This window comes from Streptomyces hyderabadensis (genome assembly GCF_020404845.1).
GTDB classification, from domain to species: domain Bacteria; phylum Actinomycetota; class Actinomycetes; order Streptomycetales; family Streptomycetaceae; genus Streptomyces; species Streptomyces hyderabadensis.
The window spans coordinates 56,190-81,898 of sequence record NZ_JAIOJZ010000010.1 but is presented as its reverse complement, the minus strand read 5'-3'; the positions used below and the strand labels follow the sequence as shown (position 1 = coordinate 81,898).

Below are 25,709 nucleotides of genomic sequence, written 5' to 3'. Positions count from 1 at the left end.
GCCGTGAGCGGCCGTCGTACGCCTGCTGCCGGGACGCCGCTGCTGCGATATTGCCACCTACTCAAGGAAAGGTGGCAGAACCGTGCAGTGGACGAAAGAGAGCGAACAGAATGTGTACGCAAATCGCTGGTTCAGCGTCAATCTCGCCGATGTCGCCCTGCCGGACGGCCGGCACCTCGACCACTTCCTGATACGGATGCGCCCCGTGGCCGTGGCCACGGTCGTGAACGAGGCCGACGAGGTCCTCCTGCTGTGGCGGCACCGCTTCATCACCGACAGCTGGGGCTGGGAACTCGCCGCCGGCGTCGTCGAGGACGGCGAGGACGTCGCGGTGGCGGCGGCCAGGGAACTGGAGGAGGAGACCGGCTGGCGGCCCGGACCGCTGCACCACCTGATGAGCGTGGAGCCCTCCAACGGCCTCACCGACGCCCGGCACCACGTCTACTGGGCCGACGAGGGCACGTACGTCGGCCATCCCGTGGACGACTTCGAGTCGGAGCGCCGGGAATGGGTCCCGCTCAAGCTCGTCCCCGACCTGGTCGCCCGCGGGGAGGTCCCGGCCGCCAACATGGCGGCCGCGTTACTCCTGCTGCATCACCTGCGGCTCGGACAGGACGCCAGGCCGTGATCCCCGGCGCCTCGCCGTCCCACCCGCGCCGCTCAGCGTCCGAACGCCTGCCACAGCGCCACCGCCGGCGCGCCGGCGGCGGTGACCGCGGTGACTGCCGGCAGGGGCCCACGAGGTGGTCAGTCAGCGTCAGCGTCCGGGAGCGGCTACAGGGCCAGCACGGTGTCGCTGCACTCGTAGTCGCAGCTCCCCGACGCCACCTGGAGCCTCCACAGGCCGGGCTCCAGCCGCAGGGCCACCCGGAACTCCCCGTCGCCGCACGGTTTCATGGGCGTCTCCGCCAGGACCCGGCCGTCCTCGGTCACCTGCCTGACCACCAGCCGCATGGCCGCGTCGGCCCGGACGGCCACCACCTCGAACTCCTCTCCCGCCATCACGGTGTCCGGCAGGTCGATGCCCGTCTCGTAGTCGTCGGCCAGGTCCTGCAGCAGGGGGCGTCCGTCGCACACGTTGCGCATCTGCTCCCTGACGCGCGCGGCGTCGAACATGGACGCGTGCCGGAAGGAGCACCACTGCGTCCGGGTGTTCTCGTCGTCCATGAGCGGCTGGGCGGAGTGCCGCGACACCGTGCTGTCGCCCCACCAGTCCGCGGCCCCCCACGGGCTGCCCGACACACGGTGGAGATACTCGAGCGACTCGTCCGCTCCGTGGCGCACTCCGTACGTGGTGGGATGCTTGTCCCCGCCCACGACGAGCAGGTCGTACGACGGCACGCCCTTCCTCTCGTTCTCCTCCACCGCCCTCTCGATCTGCCAGGCGAACCGGGCCGCGTCGTCCAGCATCGCGGCCGGGATCCCCTCCACCGGCGCGACGGCCTGGAGCGGGATCCGGCCGAAGGCCGAGTGCTCCACCACTTCGTAGGTGGGCAGCAGCTGGCCGATGGACGGATAGGTCGAGCACACCTCACGGATGAGCGAACGCCACGGCCTCATGGCGCCGGACGCGTGACCGGTCAGCATGCGCATCGCCTTCAGGCTGCCGCGGTACGGCGTGCCCAGGGTGACGACCGCCCTGGTCTCCCGCCGGCCGCCCAGCACCTCCAGGTAGTACCGGGCGACCAGGCCTCCCATGGAGCGGCACAGAAGGATCACCTTGGCGTCCCGTGCCTCCGGGTACCTGCGCGGATCGGCGGTCGTTCGCCACCGGTCGAGGTGCTCGTCCACGAACTGCCTCAGCTTCTCCGCCGAGTTGCGGTTGCTCAGCCGCCAGTCGTAGGGAAAGGTCACCAGACGTTCCCGATCGATCCCCAGGTGCCTGGCGAGATGCGCGTGCCCGCCGTGTCTTCCCCAGCCGGGCAACTGCCGCAACGTCCTGATGGGCTCCCCGACCTCGAGTGCGTAGCGGGGCTCCGGCTCTCCGTCGCCGATGCCGTCCTGGAGACGCAGCCGCTCGGCGACCCCCGCCCGGGAGGTGAGCGCGTCGCGCAGCATCGCGAGGCTGGTGTTCCAGGCGTCTTCCCCGTCCCGGGACAGCGAGGTGCCCATGATGCCCGGAACCACCACGACGAGATCATGCTTCATGACGTGTCTTCCTCGTTGATGCTTCGGGGGAGGCCGTCCGCTGCCCGGGGAACGCCCGTGGTTCCTCCCACCACCGGTCGATGCGGTCCTGCCGGAGCAGGACCTGGTCACAGCGCAGCCCCGACTGATGCGTGCCCTGGATCACGAGCGTGAGGCCCGCGTCGTCCTGGACCGCGCCGACGTCCGCCACGTGATAGCCGCGGGGCTCCAGGGCAGGCAGGTCCCGGTCGCCGGTCAGGTCGCGGAGGACGATCCGTCCCGAGTCGTTGCGCCAGCCCACCAGGACCAGGCGGTCCGGCGGTCCGACCAGGGCCAGCCGGTCGATCACCATGCCGCCGGGCGGACGGAACGGCCTGGGGTGGGCGTAACTGCCGAGCCACCGGACGACACGCACCCGCCCGGGCCCCGGGTAGGCGATCAGCGGCACCTCGGTGCTGCCCTGGCGCACGAAGCCGGCGACCCCGCCGCCCGCGGGGATCGGTTCGTTGCCGGGCTCGTCGAACTTGAGGGGCTCGGCGCTGAGGTCCGACAGGTCCCAGAGACGCACGAGGGGGCCGCCCCATACGGCGAGCCGGGCCACGCCGCCCGGACCGTTCACCACGGCCAGCCGGTCGACGGTGCCGGCCCCGGTCATATACACGACGGCCCTGCCGTCGTCGCGCCACTCCCCGCCCGGGCCGGCAGGCCGCTCCCAGCACCGCACCCCCTGGTCCCGGGGCCAGTACAGCCGGACGCGTCCGTCGTCCCCCGTGTGCAGCGCGACCGAATGCACCTGGTCGTCGTCGGTCCCCTCCAGCGGGAGCTCGTCGCGGCGGACCGCCACCAGGTCCCGGTCGCAGCTCCAGGCCACCGCCTGGCGACGGCCGACGGCGACCACCAGCGCCCCGGCGTCCGTCCACAGGGCGCTCACCGCGGTCAGCTCGGTCACCCGGGAACCAGGGTGCTCCAGTACCGGTCCGTGGACGACCCTGCCGTCAGAGGTGTGCCGGCTCAGGAGAACGGAACGCCCTTGCGCCCTGACGACCAGGAAGCTGCCGTCCGGTCCCTGCGCCACCTCCACGCGCGGGTTGCCCTGCCTGCCCGACGACGCCGGCGCCGGTCTCCGCCCGCCGCCCCGGCCCGGCCCGTGCGGATCCCAGACCCGGACCCGGGTCTCGTCCGCCACGGCCAGACGTCCGGAACCCGACGGGTCGAACGCCAGCGCCTTGTGTTCGTGGTCGCAGGGCAGCGGTACCTGCTCGACCCCGTCACCGGTCCAGATCCGGATGTGCCCGTCCTCCTGCACGGCGACCAGCAGACCCGATCCGGTACGCCCCAGGGCCAGCGCCGGTGCCTGGGCCTTGCTCTCCCGGTCGAAGAGCAGCCGGCACTGGTCGAGGTAGAGGTCGGGAACCTGCCAGACCCGCAGTTTCTCCCCGTCCAGCGCGGCGATCACCGCCCCGTTGTCCTCGTCCGGGACAAGACCGGTCACGGTGTGCACCGCAGGAGTGCCCCGCCACAAGTACCTCGGCGTCGTCTCCCTCGACTCCCTGCCGGTGAGCCTGCGCAACCGGATCCCCTCCGCGCCCGCGATCACCGCGAAGAGGTCGTCCTGCAGCGGCAGCAACGCGGCACTCTCCGCGTCGGAGATCCGCCGCAGACTCATGTCCCGTCGCGCGGGCCGTCCGTCCCCGGTCCAGTGCCACAGCCACAGCTGCCCGTGCCCCGTCGCGGCCAGCCAGTGCCGCCCCTCCCACCGGGCCAGGTCCAAGGACTCGACGCGGCCGCCCCAGAACAACTCCTCCGAGGGACGGCGGTCCCCACCCCACCACACGCGCACCGCACGGCCGTCGTGTGCGGCCACCACCCGCTGTTCCCCCGCGCCGGTGGCGACGACACCGGCCAGGTGGACGGGGTCACCCGGGAACAGCGGCCCCGTCTCGCGGAGGCGCGCCTCCCGGCCGGCCCACGTCCACGACCGGATCTCTCCTCTGCCCGCCGCGTGGATGAGCCCCTCCCCGTCCCGTTCCCAGTGGACCGCGCACGCGCCTCCGGAGGGCGCAGGCCAGATCCGCTGCAACGGGAGACGTTCCGCACTGGTCCACAGGTCGTCCCAGAAGACCCCCGGTGCGCGGGGGATGTCCGCCCGCTCCTCGGCGGAGAACATCACCAGGGCGGTGGCCTTGAGCACCGCCCACCGGCCGGCGATCAGCCGTTCCCGGCTCACCTCCGGACGGGCCCGGAACTGATCGGCGACCGTCAGATACAGCGACGCCTGCGGGCTGTTCGCCAGCCGGGTGGCGATCAGCGGCTCCAGCACCTCGGGCGACGCGTACACCAGGAAGCGGTAGTCCGCGATCAGTTCCTCCAGCACCTGATCGCCGGCCAGGGCCGCGTGAGCGGCCAGATAGTGCGCCGTGTACGGAGCGACCGCATCCCAGTCCTCGTCGGACGCAGGCCGCAGCGCCCGGTCGGCCAGGGCGTGCAGACGCCGTTCATCGAGACCGGCCAGCAGGTGGCCGCCGAAGCTGGGGTGGTGGAACCGGTACACCGGTTCGCCGAACTCGCCGTCCCTGGCCAGCACGGCCCCGCGCGCACGCCCGACGACGAGTTCCAGATCCGCCTCGTCGTACTCCCGTTCCGCCTCGCGCGTCGCGTTCGCCATGGCCACCCAGAGCCGCCCCAGGGGAAGCCCGTTCCCCTGGGCCAGGGCCAGCGGCCTCAGGAGGTCCCGGATCCGGCGGGGGTCCTCCGGGTCGAGTTGCCGCAGCTCTTGCGCCAGCAGGGAGTCGAGCACCGTGGCTCCCTGCCGAAGCTCCGCCTCGAGCCGGTCCGGGTCGGGCAGGGCGTCCAGCTCGGCCAGCCGCCGCGCCCACAGGGTGGCCACCAGGAAGAGCCCGCTGCTGTGGGCGGCGATGTGCCGGGCGACGGCCTCCCGCGTCACCCGCTCCTCGGACGTCGTCGGCGACAGATGCCTTCCCCGCAGCAGGTTCTCGACGTGCCGGGCGAGATCGTGCTCCGTCTCGACCAGACGGTCCAGTTCCAGCACCCGGTCCCCGGCCAGGACGTCGACCAGCGACTCCGGAGCGGCCTCTCCCGGCAGCGCCCGCCTGGCGTTCGCTCGCGTGGCCACCACCACCTTGACCCTGGGGAGCGAGGCCAGCGGGGTGAGCAGTTCCCTGGCCACGCGGAAGGCATGACCGACGGCGGACTCGTCGAGACCGTCGAAGAGCAGCGTGAGCGTGCCCTTGCGGTCGGCGAGTGCGGAGACCGCCTCGACGAACGCCGGCACCGTGCCGCGTGCCGTGTGCCGGTCCAGGCCCAGATACGCGAGTTTGGCGGCCAGCTCCTGGCACAGGGAGGCCAGGGTCCGCCCCCGGCAGTGCAGCACCGCATGCACCGAATGGAGTTCGGGCTGGACCGGAGGCAGCCGCTCCAGAGCCGCGGCGAACTTCTTCGTCGTCAGGTGCGCGACGAAGTGCAGGAGCGTCGACTTGCCCGCACCGGACGCCCCGGTCACCACGTACATCCCGGTGCTGCGGACGTTCATCCAGGTCACCAAGGGACCCAGGGCGGTGTTGCGAGGGGAGAAGTCCCGCAGCCGCCAGGTGTCACCGCCGCCGGCGAAGAGGGGGATGGACTCGCTCCGGAACTCCTCACCGATCCAGGACTCGTCGTCCTCCGGCCGCGTCGCGGGCCTGACCCGGTCCGAGCAGTACGGGTTGACCAGGAAGAGCGGTCGCAGCGGGCGGACGACGGCGATCCTGGGCGTCTGTCCGTCCCGCATCCTGGCCGCCACCGCCCAGTGCAGGTAGTGCAGCGGCAGATCCGGCTGCTCGCGCGCGAAGAGCCGGTGCTGGCTGTACTCGAGGTCCGGGGTGTGCAGCACCTCTTCCAGGCAGTCAACCCAGCGCGTCTCCGTGGCTCGTTCCTCGGAGCCGGCCGTGGCGACGACGACGAAGCCGCCCGTCGGATCGTCCCCCACCTCCTGATTCCTCGCGCGCTTCACCTGGTCCTCGACCGCCTCCAGAGCGGCTCCGGAGAAGCAGGCGTCCAGCACGACCCAGGTGTCGGTGAGGTCGTTGCCCAGCCACGACGCGAGCTCCTGAGCCGAGACGGCCCGCGAAGGGTCCAGGCGTCCGTTCACATAGCTGTCCTCGCACGCGAGGTAGAAGGTGTCGCCCTCCTGGTGCCCGTGCCCCGTCCAGTAGAGGATCTTCCGGCTGGCCTGTACCTTCCGCAGGTTCGCGATCAGGTCCCGGATCTGTTTCCGGCCCGCCGCCACCGGACTCGTGTCGTCCGTGCCGCTGGTCACGCCGATGGGCTCGGTCACGAAGCCCAGCCGCCGTGTCTGCTCGACGAACTTCGCGGCCGCCCCCCGCAGATACTCGCGGTCCCTGCCACGACGAGTGTCGTCCCGGTATCTGTCCACGACGACCGTGGCCACCAGTCCGTCGTGCTCGATGGCTTCCACCGGAGCTCTCCCCCCAAAGCCCAACCAAGATCTTCAAGAGCCCAACCCGCCGACAACCGAACGTATTTGATGGTTAGTCAGCGGCGTGCAGCCGGTAATAACCTACCGGTACACCACAAGGAGGTTCACGTGGAGGAACGCGGAGACCGCGACAAATTCATCATCGGCAACCTGGTCACGGGCTGTCACGTCTTCGAGGGTGACGGGACCCGTCCCATCCGCGAGGAGAACGTGCGGATCATCTACGAACCGGAACGGCGGAGGGTTCAGCTGCCGGCCGAGGTCCAGCGGTGGCGCGGGGAGATCGAAGCCGAACAGCAGCGCAGGAAGGCGGCCGGCCAGCATTTCGCGTGGAACAACCCCCGGTTCGCCGTGGAGAGCATCATCGTCTCGCGGACCAACGAGACCGAGGAACCGCTGATCCAGCTCAGTCTGTGCGACGCGGACTACTACGACTTCCTCGCCACCTCCATCAACCTCGACACGCCGCTGCGTGAGGGCTCGGACGCCACCCTGCGGTCGCAGTACCTCGAGAACGCGGACCCGGTCAAGGCGCCCGCCTTCCTCTCGTGCAGCTTCGGCGTCAACGTGGCGGTCGAGACGGGTGTCGACGGGAAGATGGTCTTCGCCCGCCGGAGCGCGGTCGTGGAGGGCCACAACAAGGAACGCTGGAACTCGTCGGTGAACGAGGGGATGGCGGCGAACCACGACAGCCCCAAGGACGGCTCGCCGATGCGGCTGCATTCCGTGGCCCGCCGTGCGCTGCGCGAGGAACTCGCCGTCCAGGACGACGACCCGGTGGAGCTGGAACTGCTCGGCTTCGGCCTGGACGTCCACAACCACCAGTGGGCGGCCTTCTACCGTGCGGTGCTCACCGACCTGAGCGCGGACGACCTCGTCACCCGACGCAGCAAGGGCGTCGAGGACAAGTGGGAGCACGACAAGTTCGCCTTCGTGTCCGCGGACCCGGACAGCGTGCTCGACTTCCTGCTCACTCCCGGCAGGAACTGGACCCCTTGCGCTCCCGCGCTCTTCTACCTGGCGCTGGTGCGGGGTGCGGTGCTCGCCCGGGACGGGAATCCTTCCGGGCGTCTGGACGTCGAAGCCGCGGAGCGCCGCGCGATGAAGCGGCTCCGGGAAGCGGCAGCCGTCCGGTAGACCGCCGCCTCCGTGGGCCGCTCACCCGGATTCAGAAGATGTTGCGTTCCCGGTGCTGCTGGCGCAGCTTGAGGAACTTGGTACGCACCTGTTCGGTGGACATGCCGTCCTCCGCCTGGATCAGCAGGTCCGCGAGCGCGTCCCGTGACTCCATGAAACCCCGCCACTTCTGCTGGGGCTTCAGCCAGGTGTCGAACGCGGTCAGGACGGCGACGCCGAGGGCGAGTGCCGGCACCCACTCCGTCAGCCAGCTCCCGTGCCCGCCGTTCAGGTTCTGGTCGGCCGCCACCACCGCCGTGGCGGCGATCAGCAGAATGCGGCTGAGGTAGTAGGTCACCCCGTAGTTCAGGGTCGCGATGCGCCAGCGCCGCCGCTCGCGCTCCATCTCCTCCCTGAGGACCCGGGGCAGTCGTGCGATCTCACCACCCGGCTCCGTAGCCACGCTCTCCGGCGTCTGCTCGGCCTCGGCCACACGTCCCCCTTGCGATCTCTCACCTGCCTGAGCGGGGACATTGTGACCGACCGGCGAGCCGTGCACGATCGACTTCAGGACATCCGCGAATCCGGACCGGACGGCTCCGCCCGGACGCGGGTCCGGCCCGGACGACAGCGGGCCCGACCCGAAACCCCGGGTCGGGCCCACGGAAGCGGCGGGATCAGCCGTAGGCGTAGAAGCCCGAGCCGCTCTTGCGGCCCAGGCGGCCCGCGTCGACCATGCGCTGGAGCAGCGGGGGAGCGGCGTACAGCGGCTCCTTGTACTCCTCGTACATCGAGTACGCCACCGAGGCGACCGTGTCCAGGCCGATCAGGTCGGCCAGCTTCAGCGGGCCCATCGGGTGGGCGCAGCCCATCTCCATGCCGTTGTCGATGTCCTCGCGGCTGGCGATGCCCGACTCGAACATCCGGATCGCGGAGAGCAGGTAGGGGATCAGCAGCGCGTTGACCACGAAGCCGGAGCGGTCCTGGGCCCGGATCGCGTGCTTGCCCAGCACCTTCTCGGTGAACAGCTGGGCCCGGCTGAGCGTGCCCTCGGAGGTGGTGAGCGCCGGGATCAGCTCGACCAGCTGCTGCACCGGGGCCGGGTTGAAGAAGTGGATGCCGATGACGTGGTCGGGCCGCGAGGTGGCGACCGCCAGCTTCACCAGCGGGATCGAGGAGGTGTTGGAGGCCAGGATGGCGTCCGGCCGGGTCACGACCTGGTCGAGCACCTGGAAGATCTCGGTCTTGACCTGCTCGTTCTCGACGACCGCCTCGATCACCAGATCACGGTCGGCGAACTCGCCGAGGTCGGTGGTGAAGCTGAGGCGCGCCTGCGTCGCGTCCCGCTCCTCCTCGGTGATCTTGCCGCGCTCGGCCGCCTTGGACAGCGAGTTGTACAGCCGGGTGCGGCCGATCTCCAGAGCCTCGCCGGTGGTCTCGGCGACCATCACCTCCAGACCCGAGCGGGCGCACACCTCGGCGATGCCCGCTCCCATCTGACCGCAGCCCACCACGCCGACGCGTGCGATATCTCCCGAGATGCCGGTCACATCGTCCCTTTCGCTGACTCCACGGCTGGCCGCAGGCATGGCGGGGTCCCCGGTGCCTGCTCCGATCGAGCACGTTACCCCCGAATGGTCACGGATCCGTCTCCCGGGTCGGGCATGCTGAGGCCCCGTACACGATCCGTGACCGTACGGATCCACAGCGTTTCAGGAGGTCTTGTCATGGGCGGTGTCTCGCGCCGTGCCTTCACGGTGGCGGCGTTGTCGGCGTTCACGCTGGTGCCCGAGGCGTCGGCGGCGGCCCCGGGCGGCGCCGAGCCGGCGCCCCCGCGCAGCGCCGCCGCCGGGATGCGCGGGATGTGGCTGGCCACCGTGGCCAACCGCGACTGGCCGACCCGCGCGGGGCTGCGCGCCGCCGAGCAGCGCGCGGAGCTGATCGAGCACCTCGACAACGCGGTCCGGCACCGCCTCAACACGGTGATCCTCCAGGTGCGGCCGACGGCCGACGCGCTGTGGCCCTCGGCACACGAGCCGTGGTCGCAGTACCTCTCCGGCAGCCAGGGCCGCGACCCGGGCTGGGACCCGCTGGGCACCGCCGTGACGGAGGCCCACGCCCGCGGCCTGCAACTGCACGCCTGGTTCAACCCGTACCGCGTCGCCACCCACGAGGACCCGGCCCGCCTCGTGTCCTCGCACCCCGCGCGGAAGAACCCCGGGTGGGTGGTGCCGTACGGCGGGCAGCTCTACTACAACCCCGGACTGCCCGAGGTCCGGGCCTTCGTGCAGGACGCGATCATGGACGCGGTGGCGAAGTACGCGGTGGACGGCGTCCACTTCGACGACTACTTCTACCCCTATCCGGTGGCGGGCCAGAGCTTCGACGACGGCGGGACCTTCGGCACGTTCGGCACCGGCTTCGCCACGAAGGCCGACTGGCGCCGCGACAACATCGACCGGCTGGTGCGCGAGACCGCGCAGCGGGTCAAGGAGGTGCGTCCGGCCGCCCGCTTCGGCATCAGCCCCTTCGGGGTGTGGCGCAACGCCGCCGCCGACGAGCGCGGCTCCGACACCCGGGCGGGCGTGCAGACGTACGACGACCTGTACGCCGACACCCGCAAGTGGGTGCGCGAGGGCTGGATCGACTACGTGGTGCCGCAGTTGTACTGGCACATCGGGATGGACGGCGCCGACTACGCGAAGCTGCTGCCCTGGTGGGCCGAGGTGGCCCGGGGCAGCCGCACCCAGCTGTACGTGGGCGAGGCGCTGTACAAGTCGGGGGACCCGGCCCAGCCCGCCGCCTGGCAGGACCCGGCCGAGCTGTCCCGGCACCTCGCACTGGCCGCGCGCCACCCCGAGGTCCGCGGACACGTCTACTTCTCCGCGAAGGACGTCGCCGAGGACCGCGGCGGCGCGATGGCGCGGGTGGCCGCCGACCACTACGCGCAGCCGGCCACCGCCCCGCGCGGAAACAGGTGACCGGCCGTCCGGCTACCGGCGGCTCTCCCCGTGCCGGATCTCCGAGTCGGGGCCGGGCGAGCACACGGCCTCGTGCCCGTCCTCGAACCGGACCCGGTACGGGGGAGTGCCCTCGTCGCCCATGACTTCGACGATCTCCGCGACCTTGTCGTGCTCACCGACCACCCGGCCGTGCTGGACCAGCTGGTCGCCCTTGGTTGCGTGCATCCGTGAGGCCTCCTCACCCGTGTGCGGCCCGAAGGCAGGGTCTGAAGGGTCTGAAGGGTCTGACCGGGCCTAACCCCTGGCCCGCTGGGTGACCGCGATGCACACCAGTACGGCCGCGGCCGTCAGCGGAGCGGCCACCGGCAGGTGCTCGCCCAGGAGAAGTACCGACCACACCAGTGTGAGCAGCGGCTGGGCCAGCTGCAACTGGCTGGCCTTCGGGATGCCGATCGACGCCATGCCCCGGTACCAGACGACCAGGCCGAGGAACTGCGAGCCGATCGCCACCCACAGCAGTCCGGTCACACTGTGCGCCGTCAGGTGCACCGGCTCGAACGGCAGCGCCACCGCCGCCATCGGCACCGTCAGCGGCAGGCACAGCACCAGCGCCCAGCCGATGACCTGCCACCCCGGCATCTGACGGGCCAGCCGGCCGCCCTCGGTGTAACCGGCCGCGCACACCAGCAGGGCCGCGAAGAGATAGGCGTCGGCCGAGGTCAGCGCGCCGCCGCTCTGCTGCACCGTGAAGGCGATCACCGCCGCCGCACCCGCCAGGGCCGCGATCCAGAAGGTGCGCGAGGGGCGGGTGCCGACGCGCAGCGCGGACAGCAGCGCCGTGGTCAGCGGGAGCAGCCCCACGACGACGGCGGCGTGCGCGGTGGTCGACGTCTGCAACGCGAGCGTGGTCAGCAGGGGGAAGCCGAGGACCACCCCGGCGCCGACCACCGCGAGGCCCAGCCAGTGCCGCCGCTCGGGCGGTGCGACCCGCATCACCAGCAGACAGCCGCCGGCGACCACCGCGGCCAGGATGCTGCGCACGGCGATCAGGGACCAGGGGCCGAAGCCCTCCAGACCCCATGCGGTGGCGGGGAAGGTCAGGGAGAAGGCGACGACACCCAGGGCGGCCTGGACGGTGCCGAAGGCCGCACCGCCGGTCTCCGCGCTCGCGGCGCCGACTGCTATCCGGGGTGATGCGGTAGCGCTACTCTGTGCTCTCATGCAAGAGCGTAGCAGCGTCGCTGACCTGGTGGCCGTGTTGCGTCGGGAGCTGGACCGCTACTCTCCCGGCGGAAAGCTCCCGTCCAGCAGGGCCCTCGTCGACCGGTTCCGGGTGAGCCCGGTGACGGTCTCCCGCGCCCTGGCCCAGCTGGCCGCCGAGGGGCTGGTCGTCACCCGGCCCGGCGCCGGTGCCTTCCGGGCCCGGCCACGCCCGGCGGCCGCGTCCGCCGGGGACACCTCCTGGCAGGAGGTCGCGCTCAGCGCCGACGGCGCCGCCGACCTCGTACCGCGCTCGGTGGACGCCTCCGGGGTGCTGGTCTCGCTGGCCGCCCCGCCCCCCGGCGTCGTGGAGTTCAACGGCGGCTATCTGCACCCGTCCCTGCAGCCGGAGCGGGCGATGGCGGCGGCCCTGGCCCGGGCCGGACGGCGGCCCGGAGCCTGGGGCCGGCCGCCCATGGAAGGGCTGCCGGAACTGCGGGAGTGGTTCGCGCGCGGCATCGGCGGCGCCATCACGGCGGCCGAGGTGCTGATCACCGCGGGCGGCCAGTCCGCGCTGGCCACCGCCCTGCGTGCGCTCGCCCCGCCCGGCACGCCCGTCCTCGTCGAGTCCCCGACCTACCCCGGGATGCTGGCCATCGCGCGGGCGGCCGGACTGCGCCCGGTGCCCGTCCCCGTGGACGCCGACGGCGTACGGCCCGCCCTGCTCGCCGACGCCTTCCGGGCCACCGGCGCCCGCGTCTTCGTCTGCCAGCCCCTGTTCCAGAACCCGACCGGCGCCGTGCTCGCCCCCGAGCGGCGCGGGGAGGTGCTGCGCATCGCGCGGGCGGCCGGTGCCTTCGTCGTGGAGGACGACTTCGTGCGCCGCCTCGTGCACGAGGACGCGGGGCCGCTGCCCGCCCCGCTCGCCGCCGACGACCCGGACGGCGTCGTCGTCCACGTCTGCTCGCTGACCAAGGCGACCTCGCCCAGTTTCCGGGTGAGCGCCCTGGCCGCCCACGGGCCGGTCCTGGAACGGCTGCGCGCCATCCAGATCGTCGACACCTTCTTCGTGCCCCGGCCGCTCCAGGAGGCGGCGCTGGAACTGGTCGGGTCGCCCGCCTGGCCGCGCCACCTGCGCGCGGTCTCGGCCGAGTTGAGGGCCCGCCGGGACGCCATGACATCCGCGCTGCGCCTGCACCTGCCCGAGCTCTCCCTGGCCCACGTCCCCTCCGGCGGCTACCACCTGTGGCCGCGCCTGCCGGAGGGCGCCGACGAGAGTGCCCTGGCCGCGGCCGCCCTGCGCGCGGGCGTCGCGATCACCCCCGGCCGCCCGTACTTCAGCGCCGAACCCCCGGCCGCCCACTTCCGGCTGAGCTTCGCGGCGGTCGCGAACGTCGGGGAGATCGCGGAAGGCGTACGGCGCCTGCGCACCGCCTGCCCGAAGGCCTGGGGCGGCTGACGGAGCCGGCGGATAACCGGTCGACGCACCTTCGACGGCCCTGCGAACATCCCGGCATGACCGACACGCCGAAGCTCCCCGAGGGCTACGAGATCTCCACCGACCCGCACCGCATCGACGCCGGGCGCGTGCACCGCTGGCTGTCCACCGACGCGTACTGGGCGCTGGGACGGCCCCGGGAGAAACACGACCGGGCCGTCCAGGGCTCGCTCAACTTCGGCGTGTACGACGCCGTCTCGGGCGAACAGGTCGCGTACGCCCGGGTGGTCACCGACCTGGCCACCTTCGCGTGGCTGTGCGACGTGTACGTCGACCCGTCGGTGCGGGCCAAGGGCCTCGGCACGGCGCTGGTCGCGGCCGTCCGCGAGCACCTGGCACCGCACGGACTGCGGCGCATCCTGCTGGCGACGCACGACGCGCACGGGGTCTACGAGAAGCTCGGGTTCACCGCGCTGGACCGGCCCGAGGAGTGGATGGTGCTCGCCTTCGGCCGGTGAGCCGTGGCACACCCTGGGTGACCCACAGGTAACACCCCTTGACCTGGACACCTCGGCGCTCCACCATCACCGCATGGCGCTTCGGGTCACGTTCGTCGCGGCTGCGCGCAGCTCACCGCTGCTCGCGGAGCGCTTCGACGACGACCGGCCGCTGGACCGGGCCGGCTGGGACGAGGTGCTGCGCGCCGCGGGCGACCTGCTGCCGCTGGCGGCGGCCGAGCTGCGCTACTGCTCGCCCACGCCCCGCAGCCGCGCCACCGGCGACGCCCTCGGCTGTGCCCCGCTGGCCCAGCTCGCCCTGCGCGACTGCGACATGGGCCGGTGGCGTGGACTGACGCTGGGTGAGGCCATGGCCCGTGAGCCGGGGGCCGTGGACGCCTGGCTCGCCGATCCCCGGTCGGCGCCGCACGGCGGGGAGTCGCTGCTGGGCTTCATCACCCGGGTCGGCGGCTGGCTCGACACCCGTCCCGGCGAGGACGGCGACCGGATCGTCGCCGTGGCCGAACCCTCCGTGATCCGGGCCGCGCTGGTCTACGTACTGAAGGCGCCGCCCGGAACCTACTGGAACCTGGACGTCCGCCCGCTGTCGACGACCACCGTGACCGGCCGCGCCGGCCGCTGGAGCCTGCGCTTCGAAGGCGCGCGGGACCAGGGCGCTACGCATCCGGCGTTTCGCGAAGGTAATCCGTTGTGAGCAGCAGGTCCTTGGCCGGGCCGCCCACCCGCCACACGGTCCGCCAGCGGTCCGGGCCGCGGACGGTGAACTCGCCCCGGTAGAGGTCGGCGGCGCACGGGTGGTCGGCCACGTGGTGTCCCGTGGTCAGGTCCAGCCCGTGGAAGGGGCGGCCGTCCGCGAACCGCACGTCGGCGCTGCCCGGCGCGCTCCCCGGCTCATAGCGCAGCGTGCGCCCGGCGGGCCGGGTCACCCCCTGCCAGGTGAAGGCCCCCGACTCGTGGCCGACCAGCCCGCCGCCGTCGAGCGGTTCGAAGGAGGTGACTCCCTCGAACCGGCCCTCCAGACCGTTCGCCAGATCCCGCACCGACCGCTCGGTGCGCCAGCGCCCCGCGAGGTACGCCAGTACGTCGGGCACCGGCCACGACTCGCCCATGTCCACCCGCTCTCCCACTCCGGCCCACTCGTCGCCGCGCGCCCCGCCGACGCGCCGCGCCCCTCCCCATCTTGCCGTTCGCATCACCCGCCGGGGACTCGGCCCCGGCGTCACCGGCCTCCCGACGGCCTCGGCCCCGTTGCCGTCCCCTGACCCGGCATGATGTGGACCGTGGGGGAACACGACGACGACCGGGCGACCCGGCGGTTCAGGCTGACGGACACCGAGGACGGCCTCCCGTGGGGGATCTGCGACTCGGTGGACGGCCTCTTCGGCGAACCCGCGCGCGGCACGTACGAGCTGTTCGGCTGGGTCCCGGCGGCCGGTGAGGTGCGCGGCTGGATCGGCAGCCGGGTGTGGCTGCTGCCGGACGACGCGGCGGCCGGGGGCGAGGAACAGGGCCCCTGGCTGCTGGAGGACGCCGAGAGCCTGGGGCGCCCGCCCGGCACGGACGGTCTCGTGCTCACCGGGCTCGACGACTACGAAGGTCCCCCCGAGGGACACCGGACCCCGGTCCGGCTCCACGACGGACGCCGGTGGCTGGGCTCGTGCCGGGAGTTCACCCGCGTCCTGCCGCCGGAGCGGGCGGCGCCCCCGCTCGTCCTGCGCGGGCTGGCCCCGCGGGAGCGGCTGCGGGCGGCCCTGGCGAGGGGCACCCGGCGGTCGCTGGACCTGGAGCAGGCGGCCCTGGAGATACGCGACGACCGGGGGCGGTTGCTGACCGAGCGGCTGCTGTGGACCAGGGTCACCGACTGGCGGCCGTCCTCCCGGGGGACGGATCTGATCGACCTGCAGCTCGACGGAGCCCGGTACGACCCCGTGCCCGAGCACGCCCGGCCGCTCTGGGAGCGCCGGCTCGCCGGACCGCCGGACACCCCCGGCACCTGGGCCCGCCTGGACGCCCGGGGCCGGGCGGCCTGGCTCGAACTCGTCCGGGAGGCGGGCTGCCGCGGCCCAGGCCGAGACCGGCCCGCCGGTCATGCCTACCGGCTCGACGGCACGCACGTCACCGACGAGGCCGGTCTCTACCTGGCCCTCGGCGAGGCGGTCAACGGTCCCGGCGGCTACTTCGGCGGGTGCCTGGCCGCCGTCGCCGACTGTCTGCGGGGGGGCTTCGGCCACACCGCCCCCGCCACCCTGCTCTGGCGGGACATCGGTACCGCGCGCAAGCACCTCTCCCGCACGCTGACGGCGGACGGCCGCCCGTACGACCTCTTCTCGGCCGTCCTCGACGTCCTGGCCGGGGGCGGCATGCGCATCGTCCCGGCCTGACGGCGCCCCCGGGGCTGATTCCCGCCGCGCCCCTCGCAGCGGCGCGTACGGCGCTAGCGTGGGGGCCCATGATCGTATGGCTGAACGGCACCCACGGCGCCGGCAAGACGACGACCGGTGCGCTCGTGCAGCGACTGCTCCCGGACTCCCGGGTGTTCGACGCCGAGAAGGTCGGCGAGACGCTCATGGACATCACGCCGGCGCTGCCCGCCCCCGGGACGGACAACTTCCAGGACTGGCCGCCGTGGCGGCCACTCGTCGTCGAGACCGCCCGCCGGGTGCTCGACTACGCCGGCGGCACCCTGGTGATGCCGATGACGGTGCTGGTCGAGGAGTACTGGAGGGAGATCGCCGACGGTCTCGCCGCGCACCGGATTCCCGTGCGGCACTTCGTCCTCCACGCCGACCAGGACACCCTGCGGGAGCGCATCGCCCAGGACACCGTGGTGGGGCCCGACTCGCCGTTCCGGCTGCGGTACCTGGAGCCCTACGCCGAGGCCGCCCGCACCTGGCTGCACGCCGAGGCCGAGGTCGTCGACACCACCCGCCTCACACCCGGCCAGGCGGCACTGCGCATCGCGGAGGCCGTCAAGGGCTGAGGTTTCGGCGCCTCCCCCGTGGGTGAGTATTCACTGGATTGCATAAACGTGCAGCGAAACGTATAGTCATGCCATCCAGGAGGAGGATTTTCCATGGTGGTACGTGCGGCGGTGGCCGGAGCGAGCGGGTATGCGGGCGGTGAGCTGCTGCGTCTGCTCCTGACCCACCCCGAGGTCGAGATCGGCGCCCTGACCGGCAACTCCAACGCGGGTCAGCGCCTCGGCGGGCTGCAACCGCACCTGCTGCCGCTGGCCGACCGGGTGCTGGAGGCGACCACCCCCGAGGTGCTCGGCGGGCACGACGTCGTCTTCCTCGCCCTGCCGCACGGGCAGTCCGCCGCCGTCGCCGAGCAGCTCGGGCCGGACGTCCTCGTCGTCGACATGGGCGCCGACTTCCGGCTGAAGGACGCCGGTGACTGGGAGCGGTTCTACGGCTCCCCGCACGCCGGCACCTGGCCCTACGGCCTTCCCGAACTTCCGGGTGCCCGCGCCGCGCTGGAGGGGTCCAAGCGCGTCGCGGTGCCCGGTTGCTACCCGACCGCCGTGTCCCTGGCCCTCTTCCCGGCGTACGCCGCCGCGCTGGCCGAGCCCGAGGCCGTGATCGTCGCCGCCTCCGGCACCTCCGGCGCCGGCAAGGCGGCCAAGCCGCACCTGCTGGGCAGCGAGGTCATGGGCTCCATGTCGCCCTACGGCGTCGGCGGCGCCCACCGGCACACCCCCGAGATGATCCAGAACCTCGGCGCGGTGGCGGGGGAGCCGGTCACCGTCTCCTTCACCCCGACCCTCGCGCCGATGCCCCGCGGCATCCTCGCCACCTGCACCGCGAAGGCGAAGCCCGGGGTCACCGGGGAGTCGGTGCGGGCCGCCTACGAGAAGGCCTTCGCCGACGAACCGTTCGTGCACCTGCTGCCCGAGGGCCAGTGGCCCGCGACCGCCTCCGTGTACGGCTCCAACGCCGTCCAGGTGCAGGTCGCGTACGACGCCGCCGCGGGCCGGATCATCGCCATCAGCGCCATCGACAACCTGGCCAAGGGCACCGCGGGCGGTGCCGTCCAGAGCATGAACATCGCCCTCGGTCTCGACGAGACCACCGGCCTGACGACGATCGGAGTTGCGCCGTGAGCGTGACCGCAGCGAAGGGATTCACGGCGGCGGGCATCGCCGCCGGGATCAAGGAGAGCGGCAACCCCGACCTGGCCCTCGTGGTCAACACCGGCCCCCGACGCTCCGCCGCGGGCGTCTTCACCTCCAACCGGGTCAAGGCCGCGCCGGTCCTGTGGTCGGAGCAGGTCCTCAAGAGCGGTGAGCTGACCGCCGTCGTGCTCAACTCCGGCGGCGCCAACGCCTGCACCGGCCCCAAGGGCTTCCAGGACACCCACGCCACCGCCGAGAAGGTCGCGGAGGTGCTCGGGACGGGGGCCGGCGAGGTCGCCGTGTGCTCCACCGGGCTCATCGGCGTACTGCTGCCCATGGACAAGCTGCTCCCGGGCGTGGAGACGGCCGCCGGCCAGCTCTCCGAGCACGGCGGCGAGAAGGCCGCCATCGCCATCAAGACCACCGACACCGTGCACAAGACGTCTGTCGTCACCAAGGACGGCTGGACCGTCGGCGGCATGGCCAAGGGCGCGGGCATGCTCGCCCCCGGGCTCGCCACCATGCTCGTCGTGATCACCACCGACGCCGACCTGGAGACCGAGGCCCTGGACCGCGCCCTGCGCGCCGCCACCCGGGTCACCTTCGACCGGGTCGACTCCGACGGCTGCATGTCCACCAACGACACCGTGCTGCTGCTCGCCTCCGGTGCCTCCGGTGTCACCCCGGAGTACGAGGCGTTCGCCGAGGCCGTCCGCGCCGTCTGCGACGACCTCGGGCAGCAGCTCATCCGGGACGCCGAGGGCGCCAGCAAGGACATCAAGGTCGAGGTCGTGAACGCCGCGACCGAGGACGAGGCCGTCCAGGTGGGCCGCACCATCGCCCGCAACAACCTGCTCAAGTGCGCCATCCACGGCGAGGACCCCAACTGGGGCCGCGTGCTCTCCGCCATCGGCACCACGTCCGCCGCCTTCGAGCCCGACCGGCTCAACGTCGCCATCAACGGCGTCTGGGTCTGCAAGAACGGCGGCGTGGGCGAGGACCGCGAGCTGGTCGACATGCGCTACCGCGAGGTGCACATCGTCGCCGACCTCGCCGCGGGCGACGCCACGGCCACCATCTGGACCAACGACCTCACCGCCGACTACGTCCACGAGAACAGCGCGTACTCCTCATGAGCAACGGAACGAGCAACGCACCCACGCGGAAGCACACCGCGCTCCCCAAGGCCCAGATCCTCATCGAGGCGCTGCCCTGGCTGACCCGGCACCACGGCAAGACCGTCGTCATCAAGTTCGGCGGCAACGCCATGATCGACGAGGACCTCAAGGCCGCCTTCGCCCAGGACGTCGTCTTCCTGCGGCACGCCGGCCTCAAGCCCGTCGTGGTGCACGGCGGCGGCCCGCAGATCAGCGCCGCCCTCGACAAGCACGGCATCGTCAGCGAGTTCAAGGCCGGCCTGCGCGTCACCACCGAGGACGCCATGGACGTCGTACGGATGGTGCTCGCCGGACAGGTGCAGCGCGAGCTGGTCGGGCTGCTCAACCAGCACGGTCCGCTCGCCGTCGGCCTCACCGGCGAGGACGCGCACACCCTCACCGCCACCAAGCACCAGCCCGAGATCGACGGCGAACTCGTCGACATCGGCCGGGTCGGCGAGATCACCGAGATCGACACCGGCGCCATCGAGGCGCTGCTGGCCGACGGCCGCATCCCGGTCGTCTCGTCGATCGCCCGTTCCCAGGACGACCACCATGTCTACAACGTCAATGCTGATACGGCGGCTGCGGCACTCGCTGCGGCGCTCGGCGCCGAGACTCTCATGGTCCTCACCGACGTCGAGGGCCTCTACGAGGACTGGCCGAACTCCGACGAGGTGATCAGCCGCCTCACCGCGTCCGAACTGGAAAAACTGCTGCCCGACCTGTCCAGCGGCATGGTGCCGAAGATGGAGGGCTGCCTGCACGCCGTGCGCGGCGGCGTCACCACCGCCCGCGTCATCGACGGCCGGGTCCAGCACTCGATCCTGCTGGAGATCTTCACCGACGAGGGGATCGGCACGATGGTCGTGCCGGACGAAGAGGGGGAGTCGTGAGCAACACGGAGCTGACCGAGCGGTGGCAGACCACCCTCATGAACAACTACGGCACCCCGCGCCTGCCCCTGGTGCGCGGTGCGGGCTCCCGGCTGTGGGACGCCGACGGCAAGGAATACCTCGACTTCGTCGGCGGCATCGCGGTGAACGCGCTCGGCCACGCCCACCCCGCGGTGGTGGAGGCCGTGAGCCGGCAGATCGCCTCCCTCGGCCACGTCTCCAACCTCTTCATCGCGGAGCCGCCCGTCGCGCTCGCCGAACGGCTCATCCAGCACTTCGGCCGCGAGGGCAAGGTCTACTTCTGCAACTCCGGCGCCGAGGCCAACGAGGGCGCCTTCAAGATCGGCCGGCTGACCGGGCGGCCGCACATGGTCGCCACCCAGGGCGGCTTCCACGGCCGCACCATGGGCGCCCTGGCCCTGACCGGCCAGCCCGGCAAGCAGGAGCCGTTCCTGCCGCTGCCCGGGGAGGTCACGCACGTGCCGTACGGCGACCCGCAGGCGCTGGCCGCGGCGGTCACCGAGGAGACGGCGCTGGTGATCATCGAGCCGATCCAGGGCGAGAACGGCGTCGTCGTGCCGCCCCCCGGCTATCTGAAGGCGGCCCGCGCGATCACCGCCGCCACCGGTGCACTGCTCGTCCTGGACGAGGTGCAGACCGGCGTCGGCCGGACCGGGCACTGGTTCGAGTACCAGGCCCACGAGGGCGTCCTGCCCGACGTCGTCACCCTCGCCAAGGGCCTCGGCGGCGGACTGCCCCTGGGCGCCACGGTCGCCTTCGGACGCGCCGCCGACCTGCTCCGGCCCGGCCAGCACGGCACCACCTTCGGCGGCAACCCGGTCGCCTGCGCCGCCGGGCTCGCGGTGCTCGACACCATCGCCGACGAGGGGCTGCTCGACAACGTCAAGCGGCAGAGCGAGAAGCTCCGGGGCGGCGTCGAAGCCCTCGGCCACCCGCTGGTCGCCCACGTCCGGGGCGCCGGACTGCTCCTGGGTATCGTGCTCACCGAGCCGCTCGCCGCCCGGGTGCAGCAGGCGGCTCAGGACGCCGGAATCCTGGTGAACGCGCCCGCACCCGATGTCGTACGGCTGATGCCCGCGCTGAACCTCGGCGACGACGTGGTGGACGCGTTCCTCGGGGCGCTGCCCGGCATCCTTGACCAGGCCGCCGAGACGGCCCACGGGGACGGACGATCCGGAGAATGAGACGACGATGAGCCACGCGCAGGAGCACGAGCAGACGGCAGGGCCCGCCCTGCCGCAGACCCGCACCGCACGCCACCGCCGCATCGTGGACATCCTCAACCGGCAGGCGGTGCGCTCGCAGAGCCAGCTGGCGAAGCTGCTCGCCGACGACGGGCTCACCGTCACCCAGGCGACGCTCTCCCGGGACCTGGACGAGCTGAACGCGGTCAAGATCCGCAACACCGACGGCGACCTCATCTACGCGGTGCCCAGCGAGGGCGGCTTCCGCACCCCGCGGGCCCCGCTCGGGGAGTCGGCCAAGGAGGAGCGGATGCGGCGGCTCTCCGCGGAGCTGCTGATCTCCGCGGAGGCGTCGGCGAACCTCGTGGTCCTGCGCACCCCTCCGGGGGCGGCGCAGTTCCTCGCCTCGGCGATCGACCAGGCGGAGCTGCACGACATCCTCGGGACGATCGCGGGCGACGACACCCTGATGCTGATCAGCCGGGAGCCGACGGGCGGGCAGGCGTTGGCGGACCACTTGCTGCGGCTGGCCCAGAACGGGGGCTGAAGGGGGCGGTGCGGTGATCTGCCGGCTGCGGGTAGTCGGTGGCTGGTCGCGCAGTTCCCCGCGCCCCTCAGCTGCGGGCAGTCGTGCCGCTGGGGCGGCACGGGTGGGCGCAGCGGCACCCCGCCAACGCGGCTGGTGAGAACGCCGGTACCTCAGCCCAAGCGGGCCGCCAGCCCTCCCGTGCACCGCACCTCGTCCCCGGCCGTGATCAGCAGCCCCTCGACGTCGGGCAGCGACTCCAGCCACCGCAGCCCCTCCCGCGCCCCCATCGCGAACGCCGCCGTCGCCCAGCAGTCCGCCCAGGTCAGCCGGGGCGCCACCACCGTCACGGACACCAGGTCGGTCACCGCGGACCGCCCCGTGCGCGGGTCGACGACATGCGCGCCGCGCTCGGCGGAGCCGGACGTCGCCACGGCCAGCTCCGCCGAACCCGCCGCCGAGACGACCGCCGCGAGCCCGCCCCGACGCAGCGGGTCCGACACCCCGACCCGCCACGGCCGCTCCGCCCCCGGCCGCCCGAGCAACTGCACGTCCCCGCCGCCGTTGACGCTGACTCCCCACGCACCCGGCGCCGCCGCGATCCGCCGCGCGGCGCGCTCCACGGCCCAGCCCTTGACGATCCCGGTCGGATCGAGCCGCCCCTGGTACCGGGTGCTGAACCAGCCGTCGCTCACCCGCTCCGCCTCGGCCGCCAGCTCCAGCACCTCGGCGACCTCCGGCGCGCACGCGTCGAGGGCCAGCTCCCCGCGCGCCAGCCGGGAGACCTCGCTGTCGTCCCGGTACGTGCTGAACACCGCGTCGGCCCGGTGCAGCCCGGCGACCGCCTCGGCCAGCGCGGCCCGGACGGACGCGGGTTCCCCGCCGCGGACGTCGAAGGAGAAGACGGTCCCCATCGCCTCCTCCACGTGACGCACCGCGGCGGGAGCCTCGGCGGACCCGGCCCCGGTGTCAGCCACCGGCCCGGTCCAGCGCCGACTGGAGGGACTGCGTGTACCCGGCGCTGGTGTAGGTGGCGCCGGAGACCGCGTCGATGTCGGCGTTCCCGGCCGCGACGGCCGCCCGGTTGAGCTGGGGGACGGCGTCGGCGGTGACCTGGTCGCTGCGGCCGCCCTTGGGCGCCTGGAGCGCCTCGGCACCGGTGATCTTCCCGCCGCTGACGGTGATCCGGACCTGCACGGGCCCGTACTGGGTCTGCGCCGCGTCGCCGGTGAGCACCTGCGTGCCCTGCCCGGCGCCGCCCGGCTCCTGCCGCCCGGCGGAACCGGCCGCCGCGGCCGCCTTGTCGAGGGCCGACTGGAGCGACTTCACGTACCCGGCGCTGGTGTAGGTGGCGCCGGAGACCGCGTCGATGTCGGCGCTCCCGGCCGCGACGGCCGCCTGGTTCAGCTTGGGCACGGCGTCGGCGGTGACCCGGTCGCTCTGCCCGCCCTTCGGCGCCTGCACGGCCTCGGCCTTGGTGATCTTCCCGCCGCTGACCGTGACCCGGACCTGCACCGGACCGTACTGCGTACGGGCCGCGTCACCCGTGACCGTGCCGGCCCCGGCGCCCCGGCCGCCCTGCGGCGACTGCGCGGCCACGGGCGGTGCCGCGCCGCCCGCCGCCGAGGCGGAGCCCGGGTCCGACGCCGGTTTCAGCGACAGCAGCAGCACGATCCCGGACACCGTGGCGGCCCCGGCGAGCACGGCACGCCGAACGGGGTGGCTTTTCCTCATCTGTCCTGGACTCCCGATGTCCGTCGCTCACATCTCGAACGACTCGTGGTGGATACGGCGAGCGGGGACCCCCGCGCCGCGCAGTGCCTCGTACACCGACTGCGCGAAGCCGGGCGGCCCGCACAGGAAGACGTCGTGGCGCTCGACGTCCGGGATCTTCCGGGCCAGGGTCTCGGCCGAGATGTCCGGGCGCTCCCCGTCCGGGCTGTTGACCGCGTACATCAGCCGGGCGCCGCGCTCGTCCGCGATCCCGGCCAGCTCGTCCCAGAGCGCCAGGTCCTGGGTGCTGTTGGCCCGGTAGAGCAGCGTGATGTCGCCGGAGGCGCCGGGCAGCGTCTCGAACAGCGCCCGCATCGGCGTGATCCCCACCCCGCCCGCCACCAGCAGCACCTTGCCGCGGCTGCGGCGCTGGGCGGTCAGGGCGCCGTACGGGCCCTCCGCCCACACCCGGGTGCCGGGCGTCAGCTCGCGCAGCCGCGCGCTGTGGTCGCCGATCGCCTTCACGGTGATCCGCAGCAGGTCCGGACGCGGCGCCGCCGACAGCGAGTACGGGTGGGAGCTGAACCGCATGCCGGGCGCCAGGAACCGCCAGCGGAAGAACTGCCCGGCCTCCGCGCCCATCCGGTGCAGCCGGCGCCCGCCGATCAGCACCGACACGATCCCCGGCGTCTCCTCGATCACCGCCTCCACCCGCATCCGGTGCCGCAGGTTGAGGCGCAGGGGGGTCAGGACCCGGTACCAGAGGACCAGCGCGGTCACCGAGCCGTACAGGGCGTACCAGACGGTCCTGGCGGCCGGTTCGACGGCGAAGTCGTTTCCGGTGGTCAGCTGGTGCCAGAAGGTCAGGAACACCGCCGCGTAGGTGAGCAGGTGCACGTGGTACCAGGCGTCGTAGGGGATCCGGCGGCGGACGGGGCCGACGGACAGGAGCCCGATGACGACCAGCAGGCCGGTGCCGATGGCGGCCTTGCCCATGTCGGGCAGCTGGTTCACGGAGTCGACGGTCTGCGCGACGACGTCGCCGAGGCCCTTGCCGGCCTGCGCTGCGTAGCCCCACATGATCAGGAAGACGTGGGCCAGGACCAGGCAGAGGGTGTAACGGCCGGTCATGGCGTGCCAGCGGGCGACCCGGTCGGACCCGACGCGCCGCTCCAGCGCCGGCACCCGGGCCATCTGCAGGACCACGAGCGCCATCAGGTACCCGGCGAGCAGTCCGGTGATCCGGCCGGCGCCGAGGATCCGGCCGGTGTCGTCGGAAATGGCGGGCGTGTTGCGCCACCACAGCCACAACACGCCCGCCGCGCCCGCCCACACGGCGAGCAGCAGGGGGACGGCGGGGGAGCGGCGCGGACGGATGCGCCGCATCGTCTGACGGCGGGCGGCACGGCCGCCGGCGAGCGTGGTGGTCACGGTTCCTCCGTGGGGACTTGACCCTTGGCCCACAGATACGCGCCGTGCCGGGCGAGCGTTCAGCCCGTTCCCGTGCTGCCGCCCGCCGTCAGTACCGGGTGATGCCCGTCGCCCCGTCCGAGGTGCCGATCGCGAGGTGCGGCCGCTCTCCCGGCTCGGCCCACCGCAGGATCCGCCGCATGGCCTCCTTCGGCACCGACACGCATCCGGCCGTCGCCCCGCGCCCGTCGACGTGCAGGAAGATGCCCGCGCCGCGGCCGCGCACCGGGCGGTGGTAGTTGAAGCCGACGACCAGGGCGTGGGCGTACTGGGCCGAGTAGGTGATCAGGTGCTCGGCCTCGGTGGCCCGGCAGTCGGCGGGACGCGGCTCGGTCCAGCGGTTGTAGGAGCGGGAGGCGTTGTCCTGGCACCACCAGGAGTCCTCGCGGACCGGGCGGTACCGGTACGCCGTGCCGCGCGGCGCCGGCTCGATGCCGAAGGCGTAGGGGAGGTCGTACAGGCCGGTCGGGGTGGTGTCGGTGCCCTGGACACGCGTCGCCCCGTCGGTGAGTCCGCCGGACCCGAAGCGGGCGGGCGCGGAACCGGCCGCCACCCAGCGTCCGTCGCCCCCGCCCTCGCGGTCCCACCAGGTCACGGTGCCCGTGGTCGAGCCGGTGTCCGGCGCGACGGCGGTGATCAGCTGGCTGCCGCCGCCGGTGTCCGCCATCCGGGCCGGGAGCGGCGCGGCAGCGGGTCCGTCGGCGGGGGCGGCGCCGAGCAGGAGGAGCGAGGCGGCGGACACGAGGACGGCGACGACACCGGGGCGCATGG

General features: G+C 72.9%; 24 protein-coding genes. 13 read left to right on the top strand and 11 right to left on the bottom strand.

All coding sequences use genetic code 11. The features are described 5' to 3' along the window. Positions 1–82 precede the first annotated feature (82 nt). On the top strand, positions 83–628 hold the full coding sequence (locus K7854_RS10525; protein WP_226026131.1) for an NUDIX hydrolase: 546 nt from the start codon (positions 83–85) through the stop codon (positions 626–628). 146 nt (positions 629–774) lie between these two features. Here the strand turns inward: K7854_RS10525 and K7854_RS10520 are convergent, their stop codons facing one another. Both K7854_RS10520 and K7854_RS10515 read right to left on the bottom strand, forming a co-directional pair. After that, positions 775–2,148, bottom strand: coding sequence for an esterase/lipase family protein (locus tag K7854_RS10520; protein WP_226026130.1), 1,374 nt, complete (start codon positions 2,146–2,148; stop codon positions 775–777). Next, positions 2,138–6,601, bottom strand: coding sequence for an NACHT domain-containing protein (locus tag K7854_RS10515; protein ID WP_226026129.1), 4,464 nt, complete (start codon positions 6,599–6,601; stop codon positions 2,138–2,140). Before K7854_RS10515 ends, K7854_RS10520 begins: the two co-directional genes overlap by 11 nt. Positions 6,602–6,730: 129 nt before the next feature. On the opposite strand from K7854_RS10515, the gene K7854_RS10510 reads away from it, so the two are divergent. Beyond that, positions 6,731–7,759, top strand: coding sequence for a translation initiation factor 2 (locus K7854_RS10510; protein WP_226026128.1), 1,029 nt, complete (start codon positions 6,731–6,733; stop codon positions 7,757–7,759). 31 nt (positions 7,760–7,790) lie between these two features. Here K7854_RS10510 and K7854_RS10505 read toward each other — a convergent pair whose 3' ends face one another. Together K7854_RS10505 and K7854_RS10500 are read right to left on the bottom strand one after the other, a co-directional pair. Then, positions 7,791–8,231, bottom strand: coding sequence for a hypothetical protein (locus K7854_RS10505; protein ID WP_226026127.1), 441 nt, complete (start codon positions 8,229–8,231; stop codon positions 7,791–7,793). Positions 8,232–8,415: 184 nt separating this feature from the next. Beyond that, positions 8,416–9,327 carry a 3-hydroxybutyryl-CoA dehydrogenase gene (locus tag K7854_RS10500; RefSeq protein ID WP_264087154.1) on the bottom strand — a complete coding sequence of 304 codons (912 nt, stop codon included), beginning with the start codon at positions 9,325–9,327 and terminating at the stop codon, positions 8,416–8,418. 138 nt (positions 9,328–9,465) lie between these two features. Here K7854_RS10500 and K7854_RS10495 point away from each other — a divergent pair, with 138 nt between their 5' ends. Continuing rightward, on the top strand, positions 9,466–10,719 hold the full coding sequence (locus tag K7854_RS10495) for a glycoside hydrolase family 10-like protein (protein ID WP_226026126.1): 1,254 nt from the start codon (positions 9,466–9,468) through the stop codon (positions 10,717–10,719). Positions 10,720–10,731: 12 nt separating this feature from the next. On the opposite strand, the gene K7854_RS10490 is transcribed toward K7854_RS10495, so the two are convergent. Then, positions 10,732–10,926, bottom strand: coding sequence for a DUF1918 domain-containing protein (locus K7854_RS10490; protein WP_226026125.1), 195 nt, complete (start codon positions 10,924–10,926; stop codon positions 10,732–10,734). A gap of 69 nt (positions 10,927–10,995) precedes the next feature. Further along, complete coding sequence (locus K7854_RS10485) at positions 10,996–11,922, bottom strand: DMT family transporter (RefSeq protein WP_226026124.1); 927 nt, start codon at positions 11,920–11,922, stop codon at positions 10,996–10,998. Here K7854_RS10485 and K7854_RS10480 point away from each other — a divergent pair. From K7854_RS10480 to K7854_RS10470, 3 genes are all read left to right on the top strand, one after another. Beyond that, complete coding sequence (locus K7854_RS10480) at positions 11,837–13,360, top strand: aminotransferase-like domain-containing protein (protein WP_372481021.1); 1,524 nt, start codon at positions 11,837–11,839, stop codon at positions 13,358–13,360. The two genes, K7854_RS10485 and K7854_RS10480, sit on opposite strands and share 86 nt — an antisense overlap. A gap of 56 nt (positions 13,361–13,416) precedes the next feature. Continuing rightward, on the top strand, positions 13,417–13,857 hold the full coding sequence (locus tag K7854_RS10475) for a GNAT family N-acetyltransferase (RefSeq protein ID WP_226026122.1): 441 nt from the start codon (positions 13,417–13,419) through the stop codon (positions 13,855–13,857). A gap of 73 nt (positions 13,858–13,930) precedes the next feature. Next, entirely contained in the window at positions 13,931–14,551 is a 621-nt protein-coding gene (locus K7854_RS10470; protein WP_226026121.1) for a histidine phosphatase family protein, read from the top strand. Here the strand turns inward: K7854_RS10470 and K7854_RS10465 are convergent. Then, entirely contained in the window at positions 14,514–14,966 is a 453-nt protein-coding gene (locus K7854_RS10465) for a DUF6314 family protein (protein ID WP_226026195.1), read from the bottom strand. The genes K7854_RS10470 and K7854_RS10465 overlap by 38 nt on opposite strands. Positions 14,967–15,125: 159 nt before the next feature. Here K7854_RS10465 and K7854_RS10460 point away from each other — a divergent pair, with 159 nt between their 5' ends. The 7 genes from K7854_RS10460 to K7854_RS10430 all read left to right on the top strand — a co-directional run bounded on the left by K7854_RS10460 (position 15,126) and on the right by K7854_RS10430 (position 21,776). After that, complete coding sequence (locus K7854_RS10460; RefSeq protein ID WP_226026120.1) at positions 15,126–16,238, top strand: barstar family protein; 1,113 nt, start codon at positions 15,126–15,128, stop codon at positions 16,236–16,238. 68 nt (positions 16,239–16,306) lie between these two features. Beyond that, positions 16,307–16,837 (top strand): AAA family ATPase, encoded by a 531-nt coding sequence (locus K7854_RS10455; protein ID WP_226026119.1) that lies wholly within the window; start codon positions 16,307–16,309, stop codon positions 16,835–16,837. A 93-nt stretch (positions 16,838–16,930) separates the two neighbouring features. Further along, positions 16,931–17,959: an N-acetyl-gamma-glutamyl-phosphate reductase gene (gene argC / locus K7854_RS10450; protein WP_226026118.1), complete on the top strand. Its 1,029-nt coding sequence runs from the start codon at positions 16,931–16,933 to the stop codon at positions 17,957–17,959. Continuing rightward, entirely contained in the window at positions 17,956–19,107 is a 1,152-nt protein-coding gene (argJ, locus tag K7854_RS10445) for a bifunctional glutamate N-acetyltransferase/amino-acid acetyltransferase ArgJ (protein ID WP_226026117.1), read from the top strand. The genes argC and argJ overlap by 4 nt, the downstream gene beginning before the upstream one ends. Further along, positions 19,104–20,024, top strand: a complete 921-nt coding sequence (gene argB, locus K7854_RS10440; protein WP_226026116.1) for an acetylglutamate kinase — start codon at positions 19,104–19,106, stop codon at positions 20,022–20,024. The genes argJ and argB overlap by 4 nt, the downstream gene beginning before the upstream one ends. Next, positions 20,021–21,229 carry an acetylornithine transaminase gene (locus K7854_RS10435; protein ID WP_226026115.1) on the top strand — a complete coding sequence of 403 codons (1,209 nt, stop codon included), beginning with the start codon at positions 20,021–20,023 and terminating at the stop codon, positions 21,227–21,229. The genes argB and K7854_RS10435 overlap by 4 nt, the downstream gene beginning before the upstream one ends. 7 nt (positions 21,230–21,236) lie before the next feature. Then, complete coding sequence (locus K7854_RS10430) at positions 21,237–21,776, top strand: arginine repressor (protein ID WP_059299601.1); 540 nt, start codon at positions 21,237–21,239, stop codon at positions 21,774–21,776. A gap of 152 nt (positions 21,777–21,928) precedes the next feature. Here K7854_RS10430 and K7854_RS10425 read toward each other — a convergent pair whose 3' ends face one another. The 4 genes from K7854_RS10425 to K7854_RS10410 form a co-directional block, all read right to left on the bottom strand. Then, the gene (locus K7854_RS10425; RefSeq protein ID WP_226026194.1) at positions 21,929–22,669 is read right to left on the bottom strand and encodes an FAD:protein FMN transferase; all 741 of its coding nucleotides are present in this window, start codon (positions 22,667–22,669) and stop codon (positions 21,929–21,931) included. Positions 22,670–22,724: 55 nt separating this feature from the next. Beyond that, a complete protein-coding gene (locus tag K7854_RS10420) occupies positions 22,725–23,489 on the bottom strand; it encodes an FMN-binding protein (protein ID WP_226026114.1) in 765 nt (254 codons plus the stop codon). Positions 23,490–23,516: 27 nt separating this feature from the next. Continuing rightward, the gene (locus tag K7854_RS10415; protein ID WP_226026113.1) at positions 23,517–24,899 is read right to left on the bottom strand and encodes a ferredoxin reductase family protein; all 1,383 of its coding nucleotides are present in this window, start codon (positions 24,897–24,899) and stop codon (positions 23,517–23,519) included. An 88-nt stretch (positions 24,900–24,987) separates the two neighbouring features. Then, positions 24,988–25,707 carry a L,D-transpeptidase family protein gene (locus tag K7854_RS10410; RefSeq protein WP_226026112.1) on the bottom strand — a complete coding sequence of 240 codons (720 nt, stop codon included), beginning with the start codon at positions 25,705–25,707 and terminating at the stop codon, positions 24,988–24,990. Between the last annotated feature and the right edge of the window lie 2 nt (positions 25,708–25,709).

Excerpts from the sequence above, each read along its gene's own strand:
- K7854_RS10460 (WP_226026120.1), top strand. The coding sequence starts at position 15,126 with ATGATGTGGACCGTGGGGGAACACGACGACGACCGGGCGACCCGGCGG.
- K7854_RS10495 (WP_226026126.1), top strand. The coding sequence starts at position 9,466 with ATGGGCGGTGTCTCGCGCCGTGCCTTCACGGTGGCGGCGTTGTCGGCG.
- K7854_RS10470 (WP_226026121.1), top strand. The coding sequence starts at position 13,931 with ATGGCGCTTCGGGTCACGTTCGTCGCGGCTGCGCGCAGCTCACCGCTG.
- K7854_RS10475 (WP_226026122.1), top strand. The coding sequence starts at position 13,417 with ATGACCGACACGCCGAAGCTCCCCGAGGGCTACGAGATCTCCACCGAC.
- K7854_RS10410 (WP_226026112.1), bottom strand. The coding sequence starts at position 25,707 with ATGCGCCCCGGTGTCGTCGCCGTCCTCGTGTCCGCCGCCTCGCTCCTC.
- K7854_RS10485 (WP_226026124.1), bottom strand. The coding sequence starts at position 11,922 with ATGAGAGCACAGAGTAGCGCTACCGCATCACCCCGGATAGCAGTCGGC.
- K7854_RS10455 (WP_226026119.1), top strand. The coding sequence starts at position 16,307 with ATGATCGTATGGCTGAACGGCACCCACGGCGCCGGCAAGACGACGACC.
- K7854_RS10425 (WP_226026194.1), bottom strand. The coding sequence starts at position 22,669 with ATGGGGACCGTCTTCTCCTTCGACGTCCGCGGCGGGGAACCCGCGTCC.
- argC (WP_226026118.1), top strand. The coding sequence starts at position 16,931 with ATGGTGGTACGTGCGGCGGTGGCCGGAGCGAGCGGGTATGCGGGCGGT.
- K7854_RS10465 (WP_226026195.1), bottom strand. The coding sequence starts at position 14,966 with ATGGGCGAGTCGTGGCCGGTGCCCGACGTACTGGCGTACCTCGCGGGG.
- K7854_RS10500 (WP_264087154.1), bottom strand. The coding sequence starts at position 9,327 with ATGCCTGCGGCCAGCCGTGGAGTCAGCGAAAGGGACGATGTGACCGGC.
- K7854_RS10420 (WP_226026114.1), bottom strand. The coding sequence starts at position 23,489 with ATGAGGAAAAGCCACCCCGTTCGGCGTGCCGTGCTCGCCGGGGCCGCC.
- K7854_RS10520 (WP_226026130.1), bottom strand. The coding sequence starts at position 2,148 with ATGAAGCATGATCTCGTCGTGGTGGTTCCGGGCATCATGGGCACCTCG.
- argB (WP_226026116.1), top strand. The coding sequence starts at position 19,104 with ATGAGCAACGGAACGAGCAACGCACCCACGCGGAAGCACACCGCGCTC.
- K7854_RS10490 (WP_226026125.1), bottom strand. The coding sequence starts at position 10,926 with ATGCACGCAACCAAGGGCGACCAGCTGGTCCAGCACGGCCGGGTGGTC.
- K7854_RS10430 (WP_059299601.1), top strand. The coding sequence starts at position 21,237 with ATGAGCCACGCGCAGGAGCACGAGCAGACGGCAGGGCCCGCCCTGCCG.